Source organism: Robertmurraya mesotrionivorans, from assembly GCF_050971805.1.
Classification (GTDB): domain Bacteria; phylum Bacillota; class Bacilli; order Bacillales; family Cytobacillaceae; genus Robertmurraya_A.
The window spans coordinates 652902-669823 of sequence record NZ_JBPCCH010000001.1 but is presented as its reverse complement, the minus strand read 5'-3'; the positions used below and the strand labels follow the sequence as shown (position 1 = coordinate 669823).

Sequence of the window (16922 nt, the reverse complement as noted above, 5' to 3'; positions counted from 1 at the left end):
ATTGATTGAATGGAATATGGCTATGAAAAAACCCCCTGTGGAAGGGGGAATTATCGAATCGTTCTTTCTGGTTCCGCATGAAGTAATTCTACAATTTGATTTTGCTCATTCATAATGGCTACTTTCGGTTCGTGGGAGGCAACCTTATCTTCTGCAACTAATGCGTATGAGATAATGATGACTACGTCCCCTTCTTGGACTAATCGGGCTGCTGCTCCATTTAAGCAAACAACACCGCTACCTCTTGTCCCAGGAATAATATATGTTTCAAATCTAGCTCCATTATTATTATTCACAATTTGTACTTTTTCATTAGCAACCATACCTACAGCATCTAAAATATCTGTATCAATGGTGATGCTTCCTACATAATTTAAATTCGCTTCCGTAACTCTTGCGCGATGGATCTTCCCGTTCATCATCGTACGAAACATAGTCATTTCTCCTCTCCTTCTTATCGTTATCTATATAGTGAACACAAGATTATCTATTAAGCGAGCATTCGTAAACTTCACTGCAAGAGCGATGATGATTTTCCCTTCTAGAACCTCTAGGTTTTCCAGTTCTGGATAAGAATAGATCTCTATATAATCAACCGCTCCTGATGAATTCTTACTTATCGTATTTTTCATGTTTGAAATAATTACATCAATATCTCTTTCCCCTGCACGGATTTGTTTTTCCGCTTCTTTTAAGCTTTTATAAAGGACAGATGCTTCCTCTCGCTCTTTAGAGGTTAATCTAACATTGCGGGAGCTCTTTGCTAAACCGTCCTCTTCCCTTACAGTTTCTACAGGAATTAATTCAATTGGGAAATGCAAATCGGTAATTAACCCATCAACAACTGCTACCTGCTGTGCATCCTTCATACCAAAATACGCACGAGTTGGCTGTATAATATGGAAAAGCTTAGCTAATACGGTTGCAACTCCATCAAAATGGCCAGGTCTTGAGCTTCCACAAAGTACATCAACCCTCTTTTGAACAACAAGTGTAACAGAAGGCTTCGATGGATACATTTCTTCAACTGATGGGTAAAAAATATAATCTACCTTTTCATTTTTAGCTATTTCACTATCGCGGTCAAAATCCCGCGGATAAGCATCAAGGTCCTCATTCGGTCCAAACTGTAATGGATTGACAAATATACTCATAATTACAATATCATTTTCTTCTCTTGCTTTCTTTACTAAACGGACATGACCCTCGTGAAGGTAGCCCATGGTAGGGACATAACCGATTGAAAGCTTGTCATTTTTTAGCGATTGAACTTCTTTTTGCATTTGTGAAATTGAAGTGATTACTTTCATCTTTCTCCTCCATACAGACCCTTTAACTCTTCTTCTTTCATCGAAAAGCTTTGATCATCTGAAGGGAATTGACTGCTCTTTACCTCAGATACATAAGCTGAAATTCCTTTAGTAGCTACCTCATCCATATTTCCATATGTCTTTACAAATTTCGGAACTCTATTCACACCGTAAGTGACTACATCATGATAGACAAGAACTTGACCATCTACCTCCACACCTGCACCAATCCCAATGACCGGTATAGATAATTGCTTCGTGATTTCCCGTGCCAGTTGCTTTGGCACACACTCTAAAACAAGCATGAATGCACCAGCTTCTTCACAAAGCTTCGCGTCTTGAATTAATTTTTGTGCTGCTTGAGCATCCTTCCCTTGAACCTTGTAACCACCTAACACAGCTACTGACTGAGGAGTTAGACCCAAATGTGCACAAACAGGAATCCCTGCATTAGTTAAGGCTTGAATATGCTCAAGTACCCCATCTGCACCTTCAAGCTTTAGAGCCTGTGCTCCGGTTTCTTGAATCATTTTTGCGCCAGTTATTAATGTATCTCGGACGGATAAATGATAGCTCATAAAAGGCATGTCGACAACTGTAAAAGTATTGGAAGCTCCTCGTCTTACCGCTTTACTGTGGTGAATCATATCAGCCGTTGTCACTGGAATCGTTGAATCATACCCTAACACAACCATCCCTAATGAATCACCAACAAGAATCATGTCTACTTCGCAACCTTCTGCTTGCTTGGCTGAAGGATAATCGTACGCGGTTAACATAACGATTTTCTCACCATTTTTTTTCATACTTCTAAAATCATTCAACTGTTTCATATACATTCTCCTTTCCCGGAGAGGAACAAAACATTTGATTACAATATAAAAAGGAATCCTAAAAATACACAGAAGGATCCCTGGAAATGTTGATGTTTTGTTTATCCCTCTGTCCCGGTCCATTTTTGGATCTAGGCAGACTACTTATACAATTTTGTATATACACAAATGGTGCAGTTCACCGTGGATACTGCCCGACGCTTCAAATTATAGCAAAATCCATTTAAATTATCTATTTACAAATTAGTGAAGTTCTATGTCTGCGGAATAAATATGATGTATTTCACCTAAATCATCTTCTACCTTCAGCACACCCTCATCGGTAATTCCAAGTGCTTTTCCACTAATCGAACCATTCAAGGTTCTTGCTGTGATTTCTTTTCCGATGCTTATTGCATAGCTTTCCCATAATAACTTAATAGGATAAAATCCTTTATCCAAAAAAATCATGTATAGCGTTTCAAACTTTTGGAAAATAACTTTTATTAATTCAGCTCTGTCAAGTTCCTTCCCTTCCTTTACACGTAAGGAAGTAGCAATTTCACGAAGTTCAGGTGGAAAATCATCTTCCGTTTGATTAATGTTCAAACCCATTCCGATAATAACCGAAATAATTCGGTCCGCGTCTGCCTGAAGTTCAGTTAAAATCCCTGTCACTTTTTTTTGCTCAATTAATATATCATTCGGCCATTTAATTTGCGGAGTTAAAGTAGTTGTTTCTTCAATTGCTTGTACAATTGCTACAGCAGTAAGTAAAGTAAGCTGTGGTGCTCTTTGAATGGGTATTTTCGGTCTTAAAATAAGGCTCATCCAAATTCCCGTAGATTTTGGTGAATGCCACACACGATCCATTCTTCCTCTTCCGCCTTTTTGTTCCTCAGCAATCACAACGGTCCCTTCTACCGCCCCTTCATGTGATAACAAATGAGCTATCTTTTGAGTAGAATCAACCGTTTCTTCATAATGAATGACTTTACCGATAAACTCTGTCTTTAACCCTAATTGTACGCGATCAGCTGAAATACTCTTTGGCAAGTTTAAGATTTTATATCCCTTTTTCCTAACCGCCTCTAATTCAAAGCCTTCTTTTCTTAGATCCTCAATATGCTTCCATACAGCTGTTCTAGAACAACCCATTACATCTGCTAAGTACTGTCCAGAAACATACTCTTGCTCGGAGTTCGTAAATGCCTCAAGAAGCTTTTTTCTTAATTCAGACTGCATTTTGTCACCCACTCTTTTATAACCTCATTTTTATTCTCAAGTTTACCATGTAGAATTTCTGCTTCAATTTCCTTAAGTACATCCTTCACCCATGGTCCTGCATTTTTCTGTTTCCATTCAATTAGGTCCGATCCTGATACATTTACATCCGCTAAAGAATGAATAGGCAGAGCTTTAATGATTGTCTGGAGGTTGTCAAATGCAAGGGGATCAACCTTACTTTGGTAAGCTTGGTAAATCTTCTCCACTTGAAGCGCCGTCTCTTTTCCAGAAGCATATACGGACTCGATTGACCACCTATTTCTTGAGCGTTCACTTAACCATTTCGACAAATAAGCAATCTGTTGAACTCTTTTATTTGAGAATCTCAATCCGATAAAGAATTGTTTAATTTCTTTTTCACCTTTTTGTATAAGATGTGAAAATAAAGCCCATTTTTCATCAATGAATAATGATTGAATCGGCAGTTGGGATAGCTGCAACAATGCTTCTTTTTTATCAAGTAACCCCGGTATGTATTTATGTATTTCCGTTTCTATAAGCAATTGAATTCCTTGAGACGTATGAGCTCCACTAAGCAGTTTATCTAATTCAGCTGCAATCCTTTCAACCGCAATATGAGAAAGTAAGTGTTTATTATCCTTTATTCCTTGATATGTATCAGGATCTAATACAAAAGCAAGCTTGCTAACAAATCTGATTCCTCTTAGCATGCGAAGCGCATCCTCTGAAAAGCGCTCACTGGCCATTCCTACGGTACGAATTGTTTTAGCTTCGATATCTATTTTTCCTCCAAAAGGATCAAGTATCTCCCCAAAACGATTCATCGCCACAGCATTCATCGTAAAATCACGCCTTGCAAGGTCTTCTTCAATGGATCGAATAAAAGTTACGGAAGCTGGCCTCCGAAAATCTACATAATCTGACTCAGAGCGAAAGGTCGTAATTTCATACGAATGGTTATTGTATAGAACCATGACCGTTCCATGTTCAATCCCAAGGTCAATTGTTTTTGGAAATATCTCTTTAATTTCACTTGGTGTCGCAGATGATGCAATATCAATATCATTGATTGGAAGACCAAGTAAATAATCACGCACAGAGCCTCCCACAAAGTATGCTTTAAACCCAGCCTTTTCAATTAACTCAAGGACTGGAATCGCTGACTTAAATGGTTCTTTCATATGGTTGTTCACCGCTTTGCAATAAACTTTTATATAAGTCTTCGTATTGCTTAACGATTGTCGTCGCTTGGAATTTCTCTCTTACAAGCTTCACAGAAGCTTCTGAGAATTGCTGATGCTTCACCGAATTTTGTAAAAGATCAATTGCTTTTTCAGACATATCCTCAATGTCTCCAAGTTCACAAATATATCCACTTAGACCATGGTCGATAACTTCAGGGATGCCCCCTACATTAGTTCCGATACATGGGACGCCGCAAGCCATTGCTTCTAATGCAACTAATCCAAAGCTTTCTTTTTCAGATAATAAAAGCATGAGGTCACTAATTGAATATAGCTCCTCTACGCTATCTTGTTTCCCTAGAAACAACACTTTGTCTTCGATATTTAGCTTTTTAACTAGTTTACAAACGACTGTCATTTCTGGTCCATCGCCTACAAGCAATAGCTTAGCTGGAATTCCTTTTGTAATCTTCTCAAATGTACGAACAACATCCTGGACCCTTTTCACTGGTCTAAAATTAGATACATGAATGATTACCTTTTCTTCTGGAAGTATTCCATACTCGTCTTTTAGATGAGAGGAGTCTGATCTTTTATAGACTCGTTCATCAATAAAGTTATAAACCGTTTCGATTATTTTATCAGGATTTATCAGGTCGTATGTCTGACTAATTAAGGATTTAGACACAGCTGTAACAATATCTGATTTTTCAATTCCAAATCGAATGGCATCCGTTAATGAAGGATCATACCCCAAAACAGTAATATCGGTACCGTGTAGCGTGGTTACAATCTTAACATCTCTTCCACTCATTTGCTTTGCTAAAATGGCACAAACAGCGTGCGGAATCGCATAATGAACATGAAGAAGGTCCAACTCTTCACGGTTAATAACCTCCGCCATTTTACTAGCTAGAGCAATATCATAGGGCGGATATTGAAAGACCGAGTATTGATTTACCTCTACTTGATGGTAATACACATTATGGTACATCCTATTTAACCGAAATGGGAGGCTCGAAGAAATGAAATGAATCTCGTGCCCATTTTCTGCCAACATCTTCCCAAGCTCGGTAGCAATGACTCCAGAGCCCCCTACTGTTGGATAACAGGTAATACCTATTTTCATTTTTTTATTCATTGTTATTCTCCTAGTAAATCACGATTGAGTAAAATCGGAGCTCTTACTTTAAAACCTTCCGCGTAAAGAGTTCCAACTTCTTTACCAAATAAACGCTCCCTTGCCTCCAAAGCTGGAATATAATTATTCGTGAGCGGTGTGTCTACACTATCCGCTTGCTTTGTAAACTGACTTTTATATGCCTCTAGACTTTCTTTTTTCCTTTCATACATATTCGACACATCGACTACGAAATCAGGAGTAGAAAATCCGTTAATCATATAGTAGTAAATCTGCTTAGGACGGAAGGCCATATCATCAAACCCTGTCTGAAACTTTTGAATACCGGCAGAAAAAAAGGCTTCTTCCACAATTCTGGCGCAGTTTCCATGATCAGGGTGACGATCTTTTTCATAAGGAACAAAAACAATCTCCGGTCGATATTTCCGAATGATATGAGCGACTTGACGAATCGCTTCCTTTGTTAATAATAAACCTCGATCAGGAAGATTTAATGTGATTCGTTCATTTACACCGAGAATTTCAGCCGCTTTCATCGCTTCTTCTTGGCGAAGTTCTACTGTTCCGTTACTTGAAAGCTCAGCTTTTGTTAAATCACAAATTACCACAGTTTTCCCTTCAGATGTGTATTTCGCAATTGTTCCACCCATGCCAATTTCAACATCATCTGCATGTGCTCCAAATGATAGGATATGTATATTATTTGTCATTGCCCTCACCTTGTTCTTGATGGATGATCTCTCTCCAGGCAAGATCACCACGCTCGAGTCCTTTTATTAGTACTTCCGCCGTCCCGATATTCGTTGCTAACGGAATGGCGTACACATCACAGAGGCGTACTAACGCGGTCACGTCCGGTTCATGCGGTTGCGCCGTAAGAGGATCTCTAAAGAAAAACACCATATCCATTGAATTTTTAGCGATCATTGCCCCGATCTCTTGGTCCCCACCAAGTGGTCCTGACTGGAATCGCTGAATCGACAATCCCGTTGCTTCCATAATTCTTAGGCCAGTCGTTCCTGTGGCAAACAAGGTATGCTCTTCAATAATATCCTTATAAGCAATTGCAAAACGTACTAACTCGTCCTTTTTATTATCATGAGCAATTAAGGCAATGTTCAAGATAATTCCCCTCCTAGTTATTCGATTATATTTTCTAAACCATAAACAAACACACTAAGCTTCATCACTGAGTCAACTGCCAGCTTTACACCTGACATAAACGACTCACGATTATATGAGTCATGGCGAATAGAAAGGGTTTGACCTGATGAACCAAACATGACCTGTTGATGGGCAATTAACCCTGGCAGACGAACAGAATGAATATGCATCCCTTCAAAATTTGCTCCTCTAGCACCAGACAACGTTTCTTTTTCGTTTGGATGCCCTTGCTCTTTATAATCCCTTACTTCTGCAATCATCTGGGCAGTTTTCAAAGCCGTTCCCGATGGTGCATCTAGTTTTTGATCATGGTGTAACTCGATAATCTCAACATCTTGAAAGTATCTACCTGCTAGACGCGCAAATTTCATCATTAATACAGCCCCTAGAGCAAAGTTTGGGGCTATAATGCAGCCTCTTTTTTGGTCATCACAAAGACGTTCTAGCTCTTTTAAGTTATCATCAGAAAAACCGGTCGTACCAACAACCGGTCTAACTCCATGTAGAAGAGCGGTTTTTGCATGGTACATTCCAAATTCAGGTGTTGTTAAATCAATTAATACATCAGGTTTTACTGTATTGAAACATTCTTCGATATCCGTAAATATAGGTGCATCTGCAGAGGGAAACCCAATATCACTAAGCTTCAACCCATTATTCTTATAGTCTAGTGCTCCAACAAGCTCATATTCCTCAGTATTCATAACAAGCTTTACTGCCTCAGCACCCATTCTTCCACGGGGTCCTGCAACTACTACTTTAATCTTTTCCACAATTATTCCCCTTCCGTTTCAATTCTTGTCCATCGATTTTTATCTCGTGTATTAAACTTCTCCATTACACGGTTATGGGCTTCTTCTAAATCAATATTGAGTGAATTTGCAAAGCAAATGAGAACAAATAACATGTCTCCAAGTTCTTCTTCAATGGTATTTTCCTTCTCAGATGACTTTTTTGGTTTCTCACCGTAATAATGATTTACTTCTCGAGCTAGTTCACCAAGCTCTTCTGTCATTCTTGCAAGCATAGCAAGTGGACTAAAATAACCTTCTTTAAACTGGCTAATGTATGTATTTACCTCTTCTTGCAATTGCTTCATTGTCTTATTACTGTTTTCCAAAGGTATTCACCTCATATCATATCGTGTGCAGCCATTTTTCTCTACACCTATTATTACAATGTTAGCTAAAAGGACCACTATTTACAAATATTTTGATAGGGATCGCTCTATCAGATTCTAATGAATAACAGCTATGATATTGCGTTTAAACTTTGATTTCCCTTATAATTAGAAACGCACTAATAGAAATAGCTAAAAATTTCCGTTTATAAAGTGAGGTCAAAGCATGCTTTTTACGCTTAAACTAAAGAATATCTTCTTTATTCTACTTGGTTCCGCTATCTTTTCCTTTGGTATTGTTCATTTTAATATGCAAAACAATCTAGCTGAAGGTGGTTTTACAGGTATAACCTTATTACTATATTTTTTATTTAATTTAGATCCTTCCTACACAAATCTCCTCTTAAACATTCCTTTATTCATTATTGGCTGGCGATTATTAGGAAGAAATGTCTTTTATTATACACTTATTGGTACACTTGCAGTCTCTGTGTTTTTATGGATTTTTCAGCGTTATCAAATCAATATGCCTCTCAAAGATGATTTAACTCTTGCGGCACTATTCGCTGGTGTATTTATCGGTGTTGGCCTAGGAATTATTTTCCGTTATGGGGGAACTACCGGTGGTGTTGATATAATTGCTCGACTCGTACATAAATACATAGGCTGGAGCATGGGGAAGACGATGTTTTTATTTGATGTGGTTGTTATTACACTATCCCTAATTTTCTACTTAACCTATCAAGAAGCGATGTACACGCTTGTTGCCGTATTTGTTGGTGCTAGAGTCATTGATTTCATGCAAGAAGGGGCTTATTCTGCAAGAGGGGCTATCATTATTTCTGAGAAAAACCAAGAAATTGCAGACAAAATTATGACCGAAATGGAACGAGGTGTTACCGTTCTTAAAGGCCACGGTTCTTATTCTAAGCAAGAAAAGGAAGTTCTTTATTGCGTTGTAGGCCGAAACGAGATCGTTCTATTAAAGCGGGTCATTACTTCAGTGGATCCTCACGCATTTGTTTCTGTTACAATGGTGCATGATGTATTAGGAGAGGGATTTACTCTAGATGAAAACAAACGCCCCATTGAGCATTAAAAAAACAGCCCTAAGGCTGTTTTTTTTGTTTAATCTTCACTTCTTGCCATACCCGTATATATCAAGACTAAACGAACTAGCTCAAGAACAGCAACTGCTGCTGCTGCAACATACGTTAATGCCGCTGCATTTAGCACGCGTTTTGTCTCTCTTTCCTCATCATTACGAATGATCCCCATTGAAACCACTTGGTCCATGGCACGATTGGAAGCATTGAATTCTACTGGCAGAGTAACAACCTGAAAAACAACAGCGGCTGCCATGAAGACGATTCCCAGTAAAAGTAATCCACTAATTTGAGCAAAAATACCCACCATAATCAATATCCAAGATAGGTTTGAACCTAAATTGGCAACAGGAACTAATGCATGTCTAAAGCGTAAGAACGCATAATCCTGGTCGTCTTGAATCGCGTGTCCAACCTCGTGTGCAGCGATCGCAGCAGCTGCAACAGAGTGACCGTGATAATTCTCGGAAGAAAGTCTTACTGTTTTTACTCTTGGATCATAATGGTCTGTTAAATGTCCTCGAGTTTCCTCTACACCGACATGATATAAACCGTTGGCATCTAAAATTTTACGAGCTACCTCTGCTCCACGTATATGGGAGGAAGAAGCTACTTTAGAGTATTTTGCGTAAGCACTCTTCACTTTAAATTGAGCCCAAAGTGGAACCAAAATAATTAAAGCAAAGTAAATAAGGGTTGTCATTATGTTCCTCCAATTCAAAACAAGTTGTTACCCCAATTTTATAGTTGACAACAATTGATGTCAATCTTTTAGCTCTCTTGAGCGGTTTTGCTCCCGCCTTTGATTTTTTTCACCGGCATACTTTCTAAACCCTACATAAGATAAAGTTGCAACAATGATACTACCTGTTGTAAAAATAACCCACCAAAGGGAAGGATCCGCTTCATCTTCAGTCATTCCTTCAAAAATACTCTTTAAATCACTTTCTATCGAATCTAAATCCTTCATACTACTTTCCTCGGAAAGTATTTTCGGTCGATAATGATCAATATAATTGATTTTTGTATCAAGTCTTTGGACTTTCTCGGATCTAATATCAAGTTTTAAACTAGGGTAGATCATTTGATATAAAGACAGGAAAGAGTTTAATTGCTCATGAAACCTCTCCGTATGCCCACTTTTGACCGCTTCTTTTACACCACCAAATACCATGAGCACTTGTCCTTCCATCTCAGTCCAAAGAGGCTGACGACCTGTATTAATGGCGTCCATAACTAGGCGGAACTTTGTTACTTTATTTACGATCTCCGAATGTTCCATTGAATCATTAGCTGTTGCCTCTAACGCCTCATTATGTGCGACCGTAACAATCCGTAATTCATCCATAGAAAACGGTCTTTGATCCATGCTAATGAATTCTTCAGAGAAATACAAGAGAAGCTTATGTGCATCATCGTATCGAGATGATCTCACCATTTGTAAGGCCTCATCTGAGATTGAGTTTAGCTTATCGATAGGCGACGTTTCATCTGCATGTATCGTTATAGGAAATAGTAGAATCAAAATACATATAAATATAACAACTCTTGCTTTCATACTTGTCCCCCCTCTTTATACTATTAAATGTTATGTATGGGAGGACAAGGTTAGACCAGAAATTATCCAATAGGTAGGATCAAAATGTAAGTTCCATTTTCTTGCTGTTCGCTCTTACTACAAACCAATAAGCAAGCGTTAATGATACAATACTTAACCAAAAGGTAAAATAACCTATTTGAGGAATATAATCATCAAGCATATGATATCTAGGAAGCATTTTAAACACATAATCTATCACATCATTATGTAGTGTCCAAATACCAGTTACAACTAAATGCCACGCCTTAAATCGGTAAAATGGCGCATATAATAAACCCTGTATGGCCATTGCACCATGCGATAGCATGAGCATATAACCAATCATATCTAACTCTCCAGAAACAACTAAAACAAGATAGTTCATTACGACTGCCCATATTCCATACTTAAACAAGGTCACCATAGCTAACGCCTCAAATAAAGGCCAATTTCTGCCTAGTATAAAGGCAACTAAAACAAATACAAAGAATAAACACGCTGTTGGGCTGTCTGGAACAAATAATAAGAAAATCGGTGGTGTTTCTGCTAGCTGATATCTGTACCAATAATAAGCATAGATTGTTCCAAGAACATTAACAACGAGTAAAAGCCAAAGAATCATTCGATTGGTTAAAAAAAAGTAAATCCACTTCATCCTTCACACCTCGCTATCATTTGAAAAAAGCTGGCATATACTACTATGCCAGCTCTCAATTATTATTCACTTTTAAGAGAAGAAACGAACTCTGCAAGAACTTCTAACTCTTCATCAGTTCCTTTAAACATTCCAGCAGGCATGGATCCTCTACCATTTTTAGCAATATCTTTAACTTCATCAGCAGTTAATTCATTACCAACTAAAGCTGGATTTGGCCCCCCACCTTGGAGATCGCCACCATGACATGCTAAGCAACCATTTTGATCGAGTAGCTTATAGCCGTCAGACTCTTGATCAAACTCGACCTCAGCAACAATTTGACCTTGAGCTTTAGCAGCTTCCCAGTCATGAGTTGCAACAGATTCCCAAGTTAAGAATGTAATAGCTGCAAGAGCTAATAACATAAAGCCAGTTGCTAATGGGCGCTTAGAAGGACGACGTTCAGGTCCTCGGTCAATAAAAGGTGCTAACAATAAACCACCAAATGCTAGACCAGGAATAATAAATGCCCCAATAGCATTGTATGGTCCCGAAGCGTAGCTATACTTTAACAATTGGTATAAGAATAAGAAATACCAGTCTGGCAGTGGAATATATGCCGTATCTGTTGGATCAGCCATTTTCTCTAGAGGAGATGGATGAGCAATAGTTAAACATAAATATCCAATAAGGAAAACTGCCCCTACCATCCATTCTTTGAGAAGGAAGTTAGGCCAGAATGCTTCCGTTTTGCCAGGAAATTCCGAGTAGTCTTTCGGAATATTCGGTTTGCGTTCTGCAGGCACACGAGAATCACCTACGAACTTCATACCTTTTCCACGATGCATACAACAATCCCCCTCCTTTTTTATCAATCTCTTTCAATAGATTACATTCAGATCTTACAATGGACCAGAGATACCTTGCTTACGAATCATTAAGAAGTGAGCTCCCATTAATCCTAATAGAGCACCAGGTAAGAAGAATACATGAATTGCAAAGAAACGAGTTAATGTTTGAGCACCAACGATGTCAGAGTGTCCAGCAAGTAAGATCTTCACTTGTTCCCCGATAAGTGGTGTTGATTCAGCAATTTTTATCCCTACCTGAGTAGCAAATAGAGCTTTCATATCCCATGGTAATAAATATCCAGTGAATCCTAAACCAAGCATAACGAAGAAAATTAATACTCCGACAATCCAGTTCAATTCACGAGGCTTTTTATACGCACCTTGGAAAAATACTCGCAATGTATGTAAGAACATCATAACGATAACAAGACTAGCACCCCAGTGATGCATGCCGCGAACAATTTGTCCAAATGCCACTTCATTTTGAAGGTAATAAACAGATTCCCAAGCGTTTTTAATATCTGGCACATAATACATCGTTAGAAACATACCAGATAAAATTTGAATAACAGTAACAAAGAACGTTAAACCACCAAAACAGTACACGAACGCTGAAAAGTGATGAGCAGGGTTTACGTGCTCGGGTACTTCATGGTCAGCAATGTCGCGCCACAAAGGCGTAATATCTAAACGTTCATCTACCCAATCATAAATTTTGTTTAACATCTATTACGCCTCCTCTCTTGGCTTGGCTTTTCCTAAAAGTAGGAAGCCGTCTTTTTCTTGTGTTGGATATACATCAAGTTTTGCAATCGGTGGTGTACCAGGTACGTTCGTCCCGTCCTTTTCATACAACCCACCATGACAAGGGCAATAAAAACGATTTTGATTTGCTTTGTCAGTGTTCCAGTCAACTACACAGCCTAAATGCTTACACACAGGTGATAAAGCGACGATCTCCCCATTTTCATCCTTGTACACCCATGCCGTATTTGTTACTTCTGAAGTGTACCAAGCATCTTGTTGTTCAAATGAAAAGTCAACTCGAGTTGGTTCTTCAGTAATTTCACTGATTTTTTGCGGAGTAGGAATAAAATCCCCACTTGCACTCGCTTTCAATACTGGATCTACAGCAAAGCGCACCATTGGCATAAGCATTCCAGCAGCCATGAAACCGCCTACACCAGTGAGAGTGTAGTTTAAGAATTGACGTCTAGAAACACGATGTTTGCTCATACTTTTCCCCCCTCTATTATGAAGTTGAGTCCAACGGACATAATTCAACACATTATAAAACTAGGACATAACCATGATATATCAAGATGTAAGCGAGGTCAATATAATACTTTGACCAAACGATGTCAACTGTGTGACTATTATCTCTTTTTATACATCTTCTTGCCATTTTTGCATGAACAATTGTAAAAGCTGTTTTACTTGGTCCTCTAAAATATTGTTTCTAGCACCCTCATCCATAGCTGCTAACGGGATGGACGGTAGCCAAATTAGACCTCCCTTTAGTTCCCCTTCTAGGGATTTCCAAATACTATCTGATGTGACAAAGAAAACATGTTTAAATCCGTTATCGAAAAGCTCTTTCTCCCAAACACTGACTTCTTCTAAAAGCTTCTCTTTGCTCTTATTTTTTAGATAACTATGTCCTGGAAGCATAATCATTCTTCCCTTAAACTGCCTTTCTAGAGGAATTGTAAGCAGTTGGATAAATTCCGTCATCGCAACCGACTGCTTAATATCATTTCCAAATGACACTGGAAACAAAGGCAACACAGCTGTGTCTACATACTCTCTTGCTCCCAAAAACATGTCCATATCCTGAGAAACCCATTTCACAAGAACCACTCCAATTTTCTATTAAATCATTCCTATCATACCATTTTTTAGAAACAAAAAAAACCTGCTATGTACTAGCAGGCTTCTTCTTTATTCACTGTTTCCGAGCAGTTTTAGCTGTCTTGTTAGTTCCTGAAAGGCTTCTTGATCCTGTCTGTCAAGTGCATCATCAATCAACGTAAGAAGCTTATCACGCTGGAATTTTGATAAACTAGTTGTTAAAAATCTTTCAGCAAGGATACGATCCTTTTCATTAATTTGCAGACTGTTTGGCATAAATGGATTGTCCTCTAGCACAATCACATATTGATGCGCTTGATTTGATGCGTGAAAATTCAACTGAATATAAATCTCTTCATCTCGGTTAAGGCGAATGTCATGGAATGATTTTTCAGCATCCGTTGTCATCACATTTTCCTTATAAAAACGAAATGGTACTTCATCAACGCAATGTGTAGACATAACGAGACCACGTGGGCAATATTGCGCTTGATCAACAAAGTGCACTTTCTCCATTAATTGATCATGGCTCATTAAGTAATTTAAAATCCATACACATTCTCGTCTTTTTAGTTGATAATGATTTAAAAACCAGCGAATAAAATCTTTTTTCTCGTTGACAGATACAGGGGTCGTCATCGTTGCTTCCCTCCTCTGCATACAACTAATTTCGATTAAACACCTGTTTTTTTCACTTACACGTCTTCAGAAAATCTTTGCACCAATTCTGCAAACTCTTCATTACTTGGATCCATTTGAAGAAGTATACTAAAAATTTCTGCAGCGTCATGCGTTTTTCCTTCTTCAATTAAAAAATAACCGTAGTCTGTTAAAAATTCTTGTTGATTCTTAAAGAAATTATATGCAAGTTGATATTTGTTTAATGCCTCTGAATATCTTTCAACATTCGCCAAAGCATTCGCTTCATCCCACAATAACTGCGGTTCTTCTACTCCATGCTCATTCATAATATCAATAATCTCTAACACATCATCATATTTTTCTTGGTGAAAAAACAGCTTATTTAAGGTAAGTGCGGCTTCAACGAACTCCGGATCAAGCGCTAACGCTTCCCTAATCAGCCTCTCTGCTTCATCCTCAAGATTTAATTTTAATGCAATTTTTCCACCGTAGAAGAAGAGGTCTTTATTAAACTCGTCATATTGAATGCCTTCTTTAATAACCTCGAGACTATTCGATAGCTCTTCTTCATGCTCATACGCCTTAGCTAGAGATAAGTAAAGAGAGTTATACTCACGGTCAATATTCTTCAATTCTGTAAGTTTCTCGATCGCCGTTTGGTAGTATCCCGCATGAAGGGCTGTAAAACCATACCCAAACAATGTATTCACTTCAAATCTGTCCTCTAGTGCTTGTTCATAATGGGGTAATGCCTCTTCAAACGCTCCACCTGCACTGTACGCCTCTGCTAAACGTTGGTGAATACTTGTCCCAGCAAGTTCTTTTTCCTTTTTAAGCACACCCTCGTACAATTGAATCGCGTTTGTAAATCTTCCTTGTTCCATATAAAGCTCAGCCAAAGCAAAGTCTATCAATACTTCATCAGGGAGAACTTTTTTAGCTGTTAAAAGCTTCTGTTCACTTACTTCAAATAAGCCCTGCATTTGGTATAAATCAGCTGCAAGAAGCAAGGCCTGAGGATAGCTCTGGTCAGAAGAGTGAATTTTTTCGAGAGCTAGCATTGCCTCCTCCTCATTCCCAAGCTCGATACAAGCCTCTGCTAATAACACAAGCAATTCCCCTTCTTCCGGGTACGCAATTAATAGCGTTTCAAAAAGTTCTTTTGCTTCCTCAAGAAAACCTAGCTGAAGAAGTTCCTCACCAAGAACAAATCTTTCTTCATTTGATCCATTTAATAAAATATCTTTATAACTTTTTATTGCTTCCTCATGTTGACCACTTTCTAATAGAGAAAGGATCTTTTCTACTTTATCCATCTTGTATCCCTTCTTACTTTAATCTATTCCCCTGCAAAAAAACTAGGAGTCTTTATTATGACATGTTCTCCATATCCGGACCGAAACCATACCTTATCGCCTGCACGAATCACTTCGCCTTTATGAACGGTTACTAGTAGTCTATCACTATGATATAAAAATAGGCTCTTTTCATCAATATTTATGATTTCAGATGATTTCAAATAGAAATTATAACTCACTTCACTTCCTGGATGTAAATGAGATTTAACAGGTAGGATTCCCATTTTATGCAGGGCTTCCTGTGTGATAGGTTCCCCTTCCATCAGCTCTTCTCTTATACTTGCGATGTTATGTTTACCCATGATTTCATTCCATACTTGTCTGGCACGCTTCTTCTCGCGTTCTCCGTCCATAAGAATACATGGAATTAAAGGACTATTATATGGAAACATGGCTTCCTTAATCCATCCCCAAGGCTTCTCTTTCAATTCATCTACTGAAGAAAACTCAATAAAAACAGCAGGTACCTTTTCTCGTTTGGCCGTTCGTATAAAGGATGGAGTCAATGCTGAGATAGGAATCTTTACTCCAATAACATAGTCAATTGGACTGCTTAATAACCCCATTTTCACCTGTTTCAAGCTTGTTTTTAAATTCTTTTCTTGAGATACTGACACATAAGTTAAAAATGTGGTACAGCCCTTTTTAAGAAACCTTTCCGTCATATATGACTTCATTTCTGAAAAGGTTGTGAGTGCTGGTACTTTCGGGTCAAAGATGACATGGGGATTTGTCGTAATATAGCCGCTGGCATTCATTTTTACATAAGAATAGTTTTTCATTTCACTAGTGATCGAGGAAATACGCTCATTTTTCACAAGAATCGATATTTTCTCCAGCTTGTCCTTCTTTAAAAGGTTTATATTCTCTATAATATACGCCATAAAACCACCTCTTCTTAGGGTCTTATGACAAACTA

21 protein-coding genes are annotated in these 16922 nt (G+C 38.3%); 1 reads left to right on the top strand and 20 read right to left on the bottom strand.

Annotation, left to right across the window (positions count from 1 at the left end):
* Positions 1-50: 50 nt before the first annotated feature.
* The 10 genes from panD to ACRX5O_RS03380 all read right to left on the bottom strand — a co-directional run bounded on the left by panD (position 51) and on the right by ACRX5O_RS03380 (position 7958).
* Positions 51-434: an aspartate 1-decarboxylase gene (gene panD, locus ACRX5O_RS03425; protein WP_119708924.1), complete on the bottom strand. Its 384-nt coding sequence runs from the start codon at positions 432-434 to the stop codon at positions 51-53.
* Between the two features lie 30 nt (positions 435-464).
* Complete coding sequence (gene panC, locus ACRX5O_RS03420; RefSeq protein ID WP_433904611.1) at positions 465-1310, bottom strand: pantoate--beta-alanine ligase; 846 nt, start codon at positions 1308-1310, stop codon at positions 465-467.
* On the bottom strand, positions 1307-2143 hold the full coding sequence (gene panB, locus ACRX5O_RS03415) for a 3-methyl-2-oxobutanoate hydroxymethyltransferase (protein WP_433904610.1): 837 nt from the start codon (positions 2141-2143) through the stop codon (positions 1307-1309). The genes panC and panB overlap by 4 nt, the downstream gene beginning before the upstream one ends.
* Before the next feature lie 243 nt (positions 2144-2386).
* Positions 2387-3367, bottom strand: coding sequence for a biotin--[acetyl-CoA-carboxylase] ligase (locus ACRX5O_RS03410; protein WP_433904609.1), 981 nt, complete (start codon positions 3365-3367; stop codon positions 2387-2389).
* Positions 3352-4551: a CCA tRNA nucleotidyltransferase gene (locus tag ACRX5O_RS03405; protein WP_433904608.1), complete on the bottom strand. Its 1200-nt coding sequence runs from the start codon at positions 4549-4551 to the stop codon at positions 3352-3354. Before ACRX5O_RS03405 ends, ACRX5O_RS03410 begins: the two co-directional genes overlap by 16 nt.
* Complete coding sequence (bshA, locus tag ACRX5O_RS03400) at positions 4535-5695, bottom strand: N-acetyl-alpha-D-glucosaminyl L-malate synthase BshA (protein ID WP_433904607.1); 1161 nt, start codon at positions 5693-5695, stop codon at positions 4535-4537. Before bshA ends, ACRX5O_RS03405 begins: the two co-directional genes overlap by 17 nt.
* 2 nt (positions 5696-5697) lie before the next feature.
* Positions 5698-6405 (bottom strand): bacillithiol biosynthesis deacetylase BshB1, encoded by a 708-nt coding sequence (gene bshB1 / locus ACRX5O_RS03395; protein WP_433904606.1) that lies wholly within the window; start codon positions 6403-6405, stop codon positions 5698-5700.
* On the bottom strand, positions 6395-6817 hold the full coding sequence (gene mgsA, locus ACRX5O_RS03390; RefSeq protein ID WP_433904605.1) for a methylglyoxal synthase: 423 nt from the start codon (positions 6815-6817) through the stop codon (positions 6395-6397). Before mgsA ends, bshB1 begins: the two co-directional genes overlap by 11 nt.
* Before the next feature lie 17 nt (positions 6818-6834).
* Positions 6835-7632, bottom strand: a complete 798-nt coding sequence (gene dapB / locus ACRX5O_RS03385) for a 4-hydroxy-tetrahydrodipicolinate reductase (protein WP_433904604.1) — start codon at positions 7630-7632, stop codon at positions 6835-6837.
* A 2-nt stretch (positions 7633-7634) separates the two neighbouring features.
* A complete protein-coding gene (locus tag ACRX5O_RS03380; RefSeq protein WP_433904763.1) occupies positions 7635-7958 on the bottom strand; it encodes a nucleotide pyrophosphohydrolase in 324 nt (107 codons plus the stop codon).
* Positions 7959-8205: 247 nt separating this feature from the next.
* On the opposite strand from ACRX5O_RS03380, the gene ACRX5O_RS03375 reads away from it, so the two are divergent.
* Positions 8206-9078, top strand: a complete 873-nt coding sequence (locus ACRX5O_RS03375; protein ID WP_433904603.1) for a YitT family protein — start codon at positions 8206-8208, stop codon at positions 9076-9078.
* 29 nt (positions 9079-9107) lie between these two features.
* Here ACRX5O_RS03375 and ACRX5O_RS03370 read toward each other — a convergent pair whose 3' ends face one another.
* The 10 genes from ACRX5O_RS03370 to ACRX5O_RS03325 all read right to left on the bottom strand — a co-directional run bounded on the left by ACRX5O_RS03370 (position 9108) and on the right by ACRX5O_RS03325 (position 16887).
* The gene (locus ACRX5O_RS03370; protein WP_433904602.1) at positions 9108-9788 is read right to left on the bottom strand and encodes a zinc metallopeptidase; all 681 of its coding nucleotides are present in this window, start codon (positions 9786-9788) and stop codon (positions 9108-9110) included.
* Positions 9789-9848: 60 nt separating this feature from the next.
* Positions 9849-10643, bottom strand: coding sequence for a sporulation protein YpjB (gene ypjB, locus ACRX5O_RS03365; protein WP_391559012.1), 795 nt, complete (start codon positions 10641-10643; stop codon positions 9849-9851).
* A gap of 79 nt (positions 10644-10722) precedes the next feature.
* Positions 10723-11319, bottom strand: coding sequence for a lipoprotein heptaprenylglyceryl N-acetyltransferase LhaT (gene lhaT, locus ACRX5O_RS03360; RefSeq protein ID WP_433904601.1), 597 nt, complete (start codon positions 11317-11319; stop codon positions 10723-10725).
* A 62-nt stretch (positions 11320-11381) separates the two neighbouring features.
* The gene (locus ACRX5O_RS03355; RefSeq protein WP_119708935.1) at positions 11382-12149 is read right to left on the bottom strand and encodes a menaquinol-cytochrome c reductase cytochrome b/c subunit; all 768 of its coding nucleotides are present in this window, start codon (positions 12147-12149) and stop codon (positions 11382-11384) included.
* A gap of 54 nt (positions 12150-12203) precedes the next feature.
* The gene (gene qcrB / locus ACRX5O_RS03350; RefSeq protein WP_119708936.1) at positions 12204-12878 is read right to left on the bottom strand and encodes a menaquinol-cytochrome c reductase cytochrome b subunit; all 675 of its coding nucleotides are present in this window, start codon (positions 12876-12878) and stop codon (positions 12204-12206) included.
* Positions 12879-12881: 3 nt separating this feature from the next.
* On the bottom strand, positions 12882-13388 hold the full coding sequence (locus ACRX5O_RS03345) for a QcrA and Rieske domain-containing protein (RefSeq protein WP_119708937.1): 507 nt from the start codon (positions 13386-13388) through the stop codon (positions 12882-12884).
* Between the two features lie 150 nt (positions 13389-13538).
* Positions 13539-14003 (bottom strand): YpiF family protein, encoded by a 465-nt coding sequence (locus tag ACRX5O_RS03340; RefSeq protein ID WP_433904600.1) that lies wholly within the window; start codon positions 14001-14003, stop codon positions 13539-13541.
* A 90-nt stretch (positions 14004-14093) separates the two neighbouring features.
* A complete protein-coding gene (locus tag ACRX5O_RS03335) occupies positions 14094-14642 on the bottom strand; it encodes a ReoY family proteolytic degradation factor (RefSeq protein ID WP_119708939.1) in 549 nt (182 codons plus the stop codon).
* A gap of 56 nt (positions 14643-14698) precedes the next feature.
* Complete coding sequence (locus ACRX5O_RS03330) at positions 14699-15961, bottom strand: tetratricopeptide repeat protein (RefSeq protein ID WP_433904599.1); 1263 nt, start codon at positions 15959-15961, stop codon at positions 14699-14701.
* Positions 15962-15984: 23 nt separating this feature from the next.
* Complete coding sequence (locus ACRX5O_RS03325) at positions 15985-16887, bottom strand: hypothetical protein (protein WP_433904598.1); 903 nt, start codon at positions 16885-16887, stop codon at positions 15985-15987.
* Positions 16888-16922 lie beyond the last annotated feature (35 nt).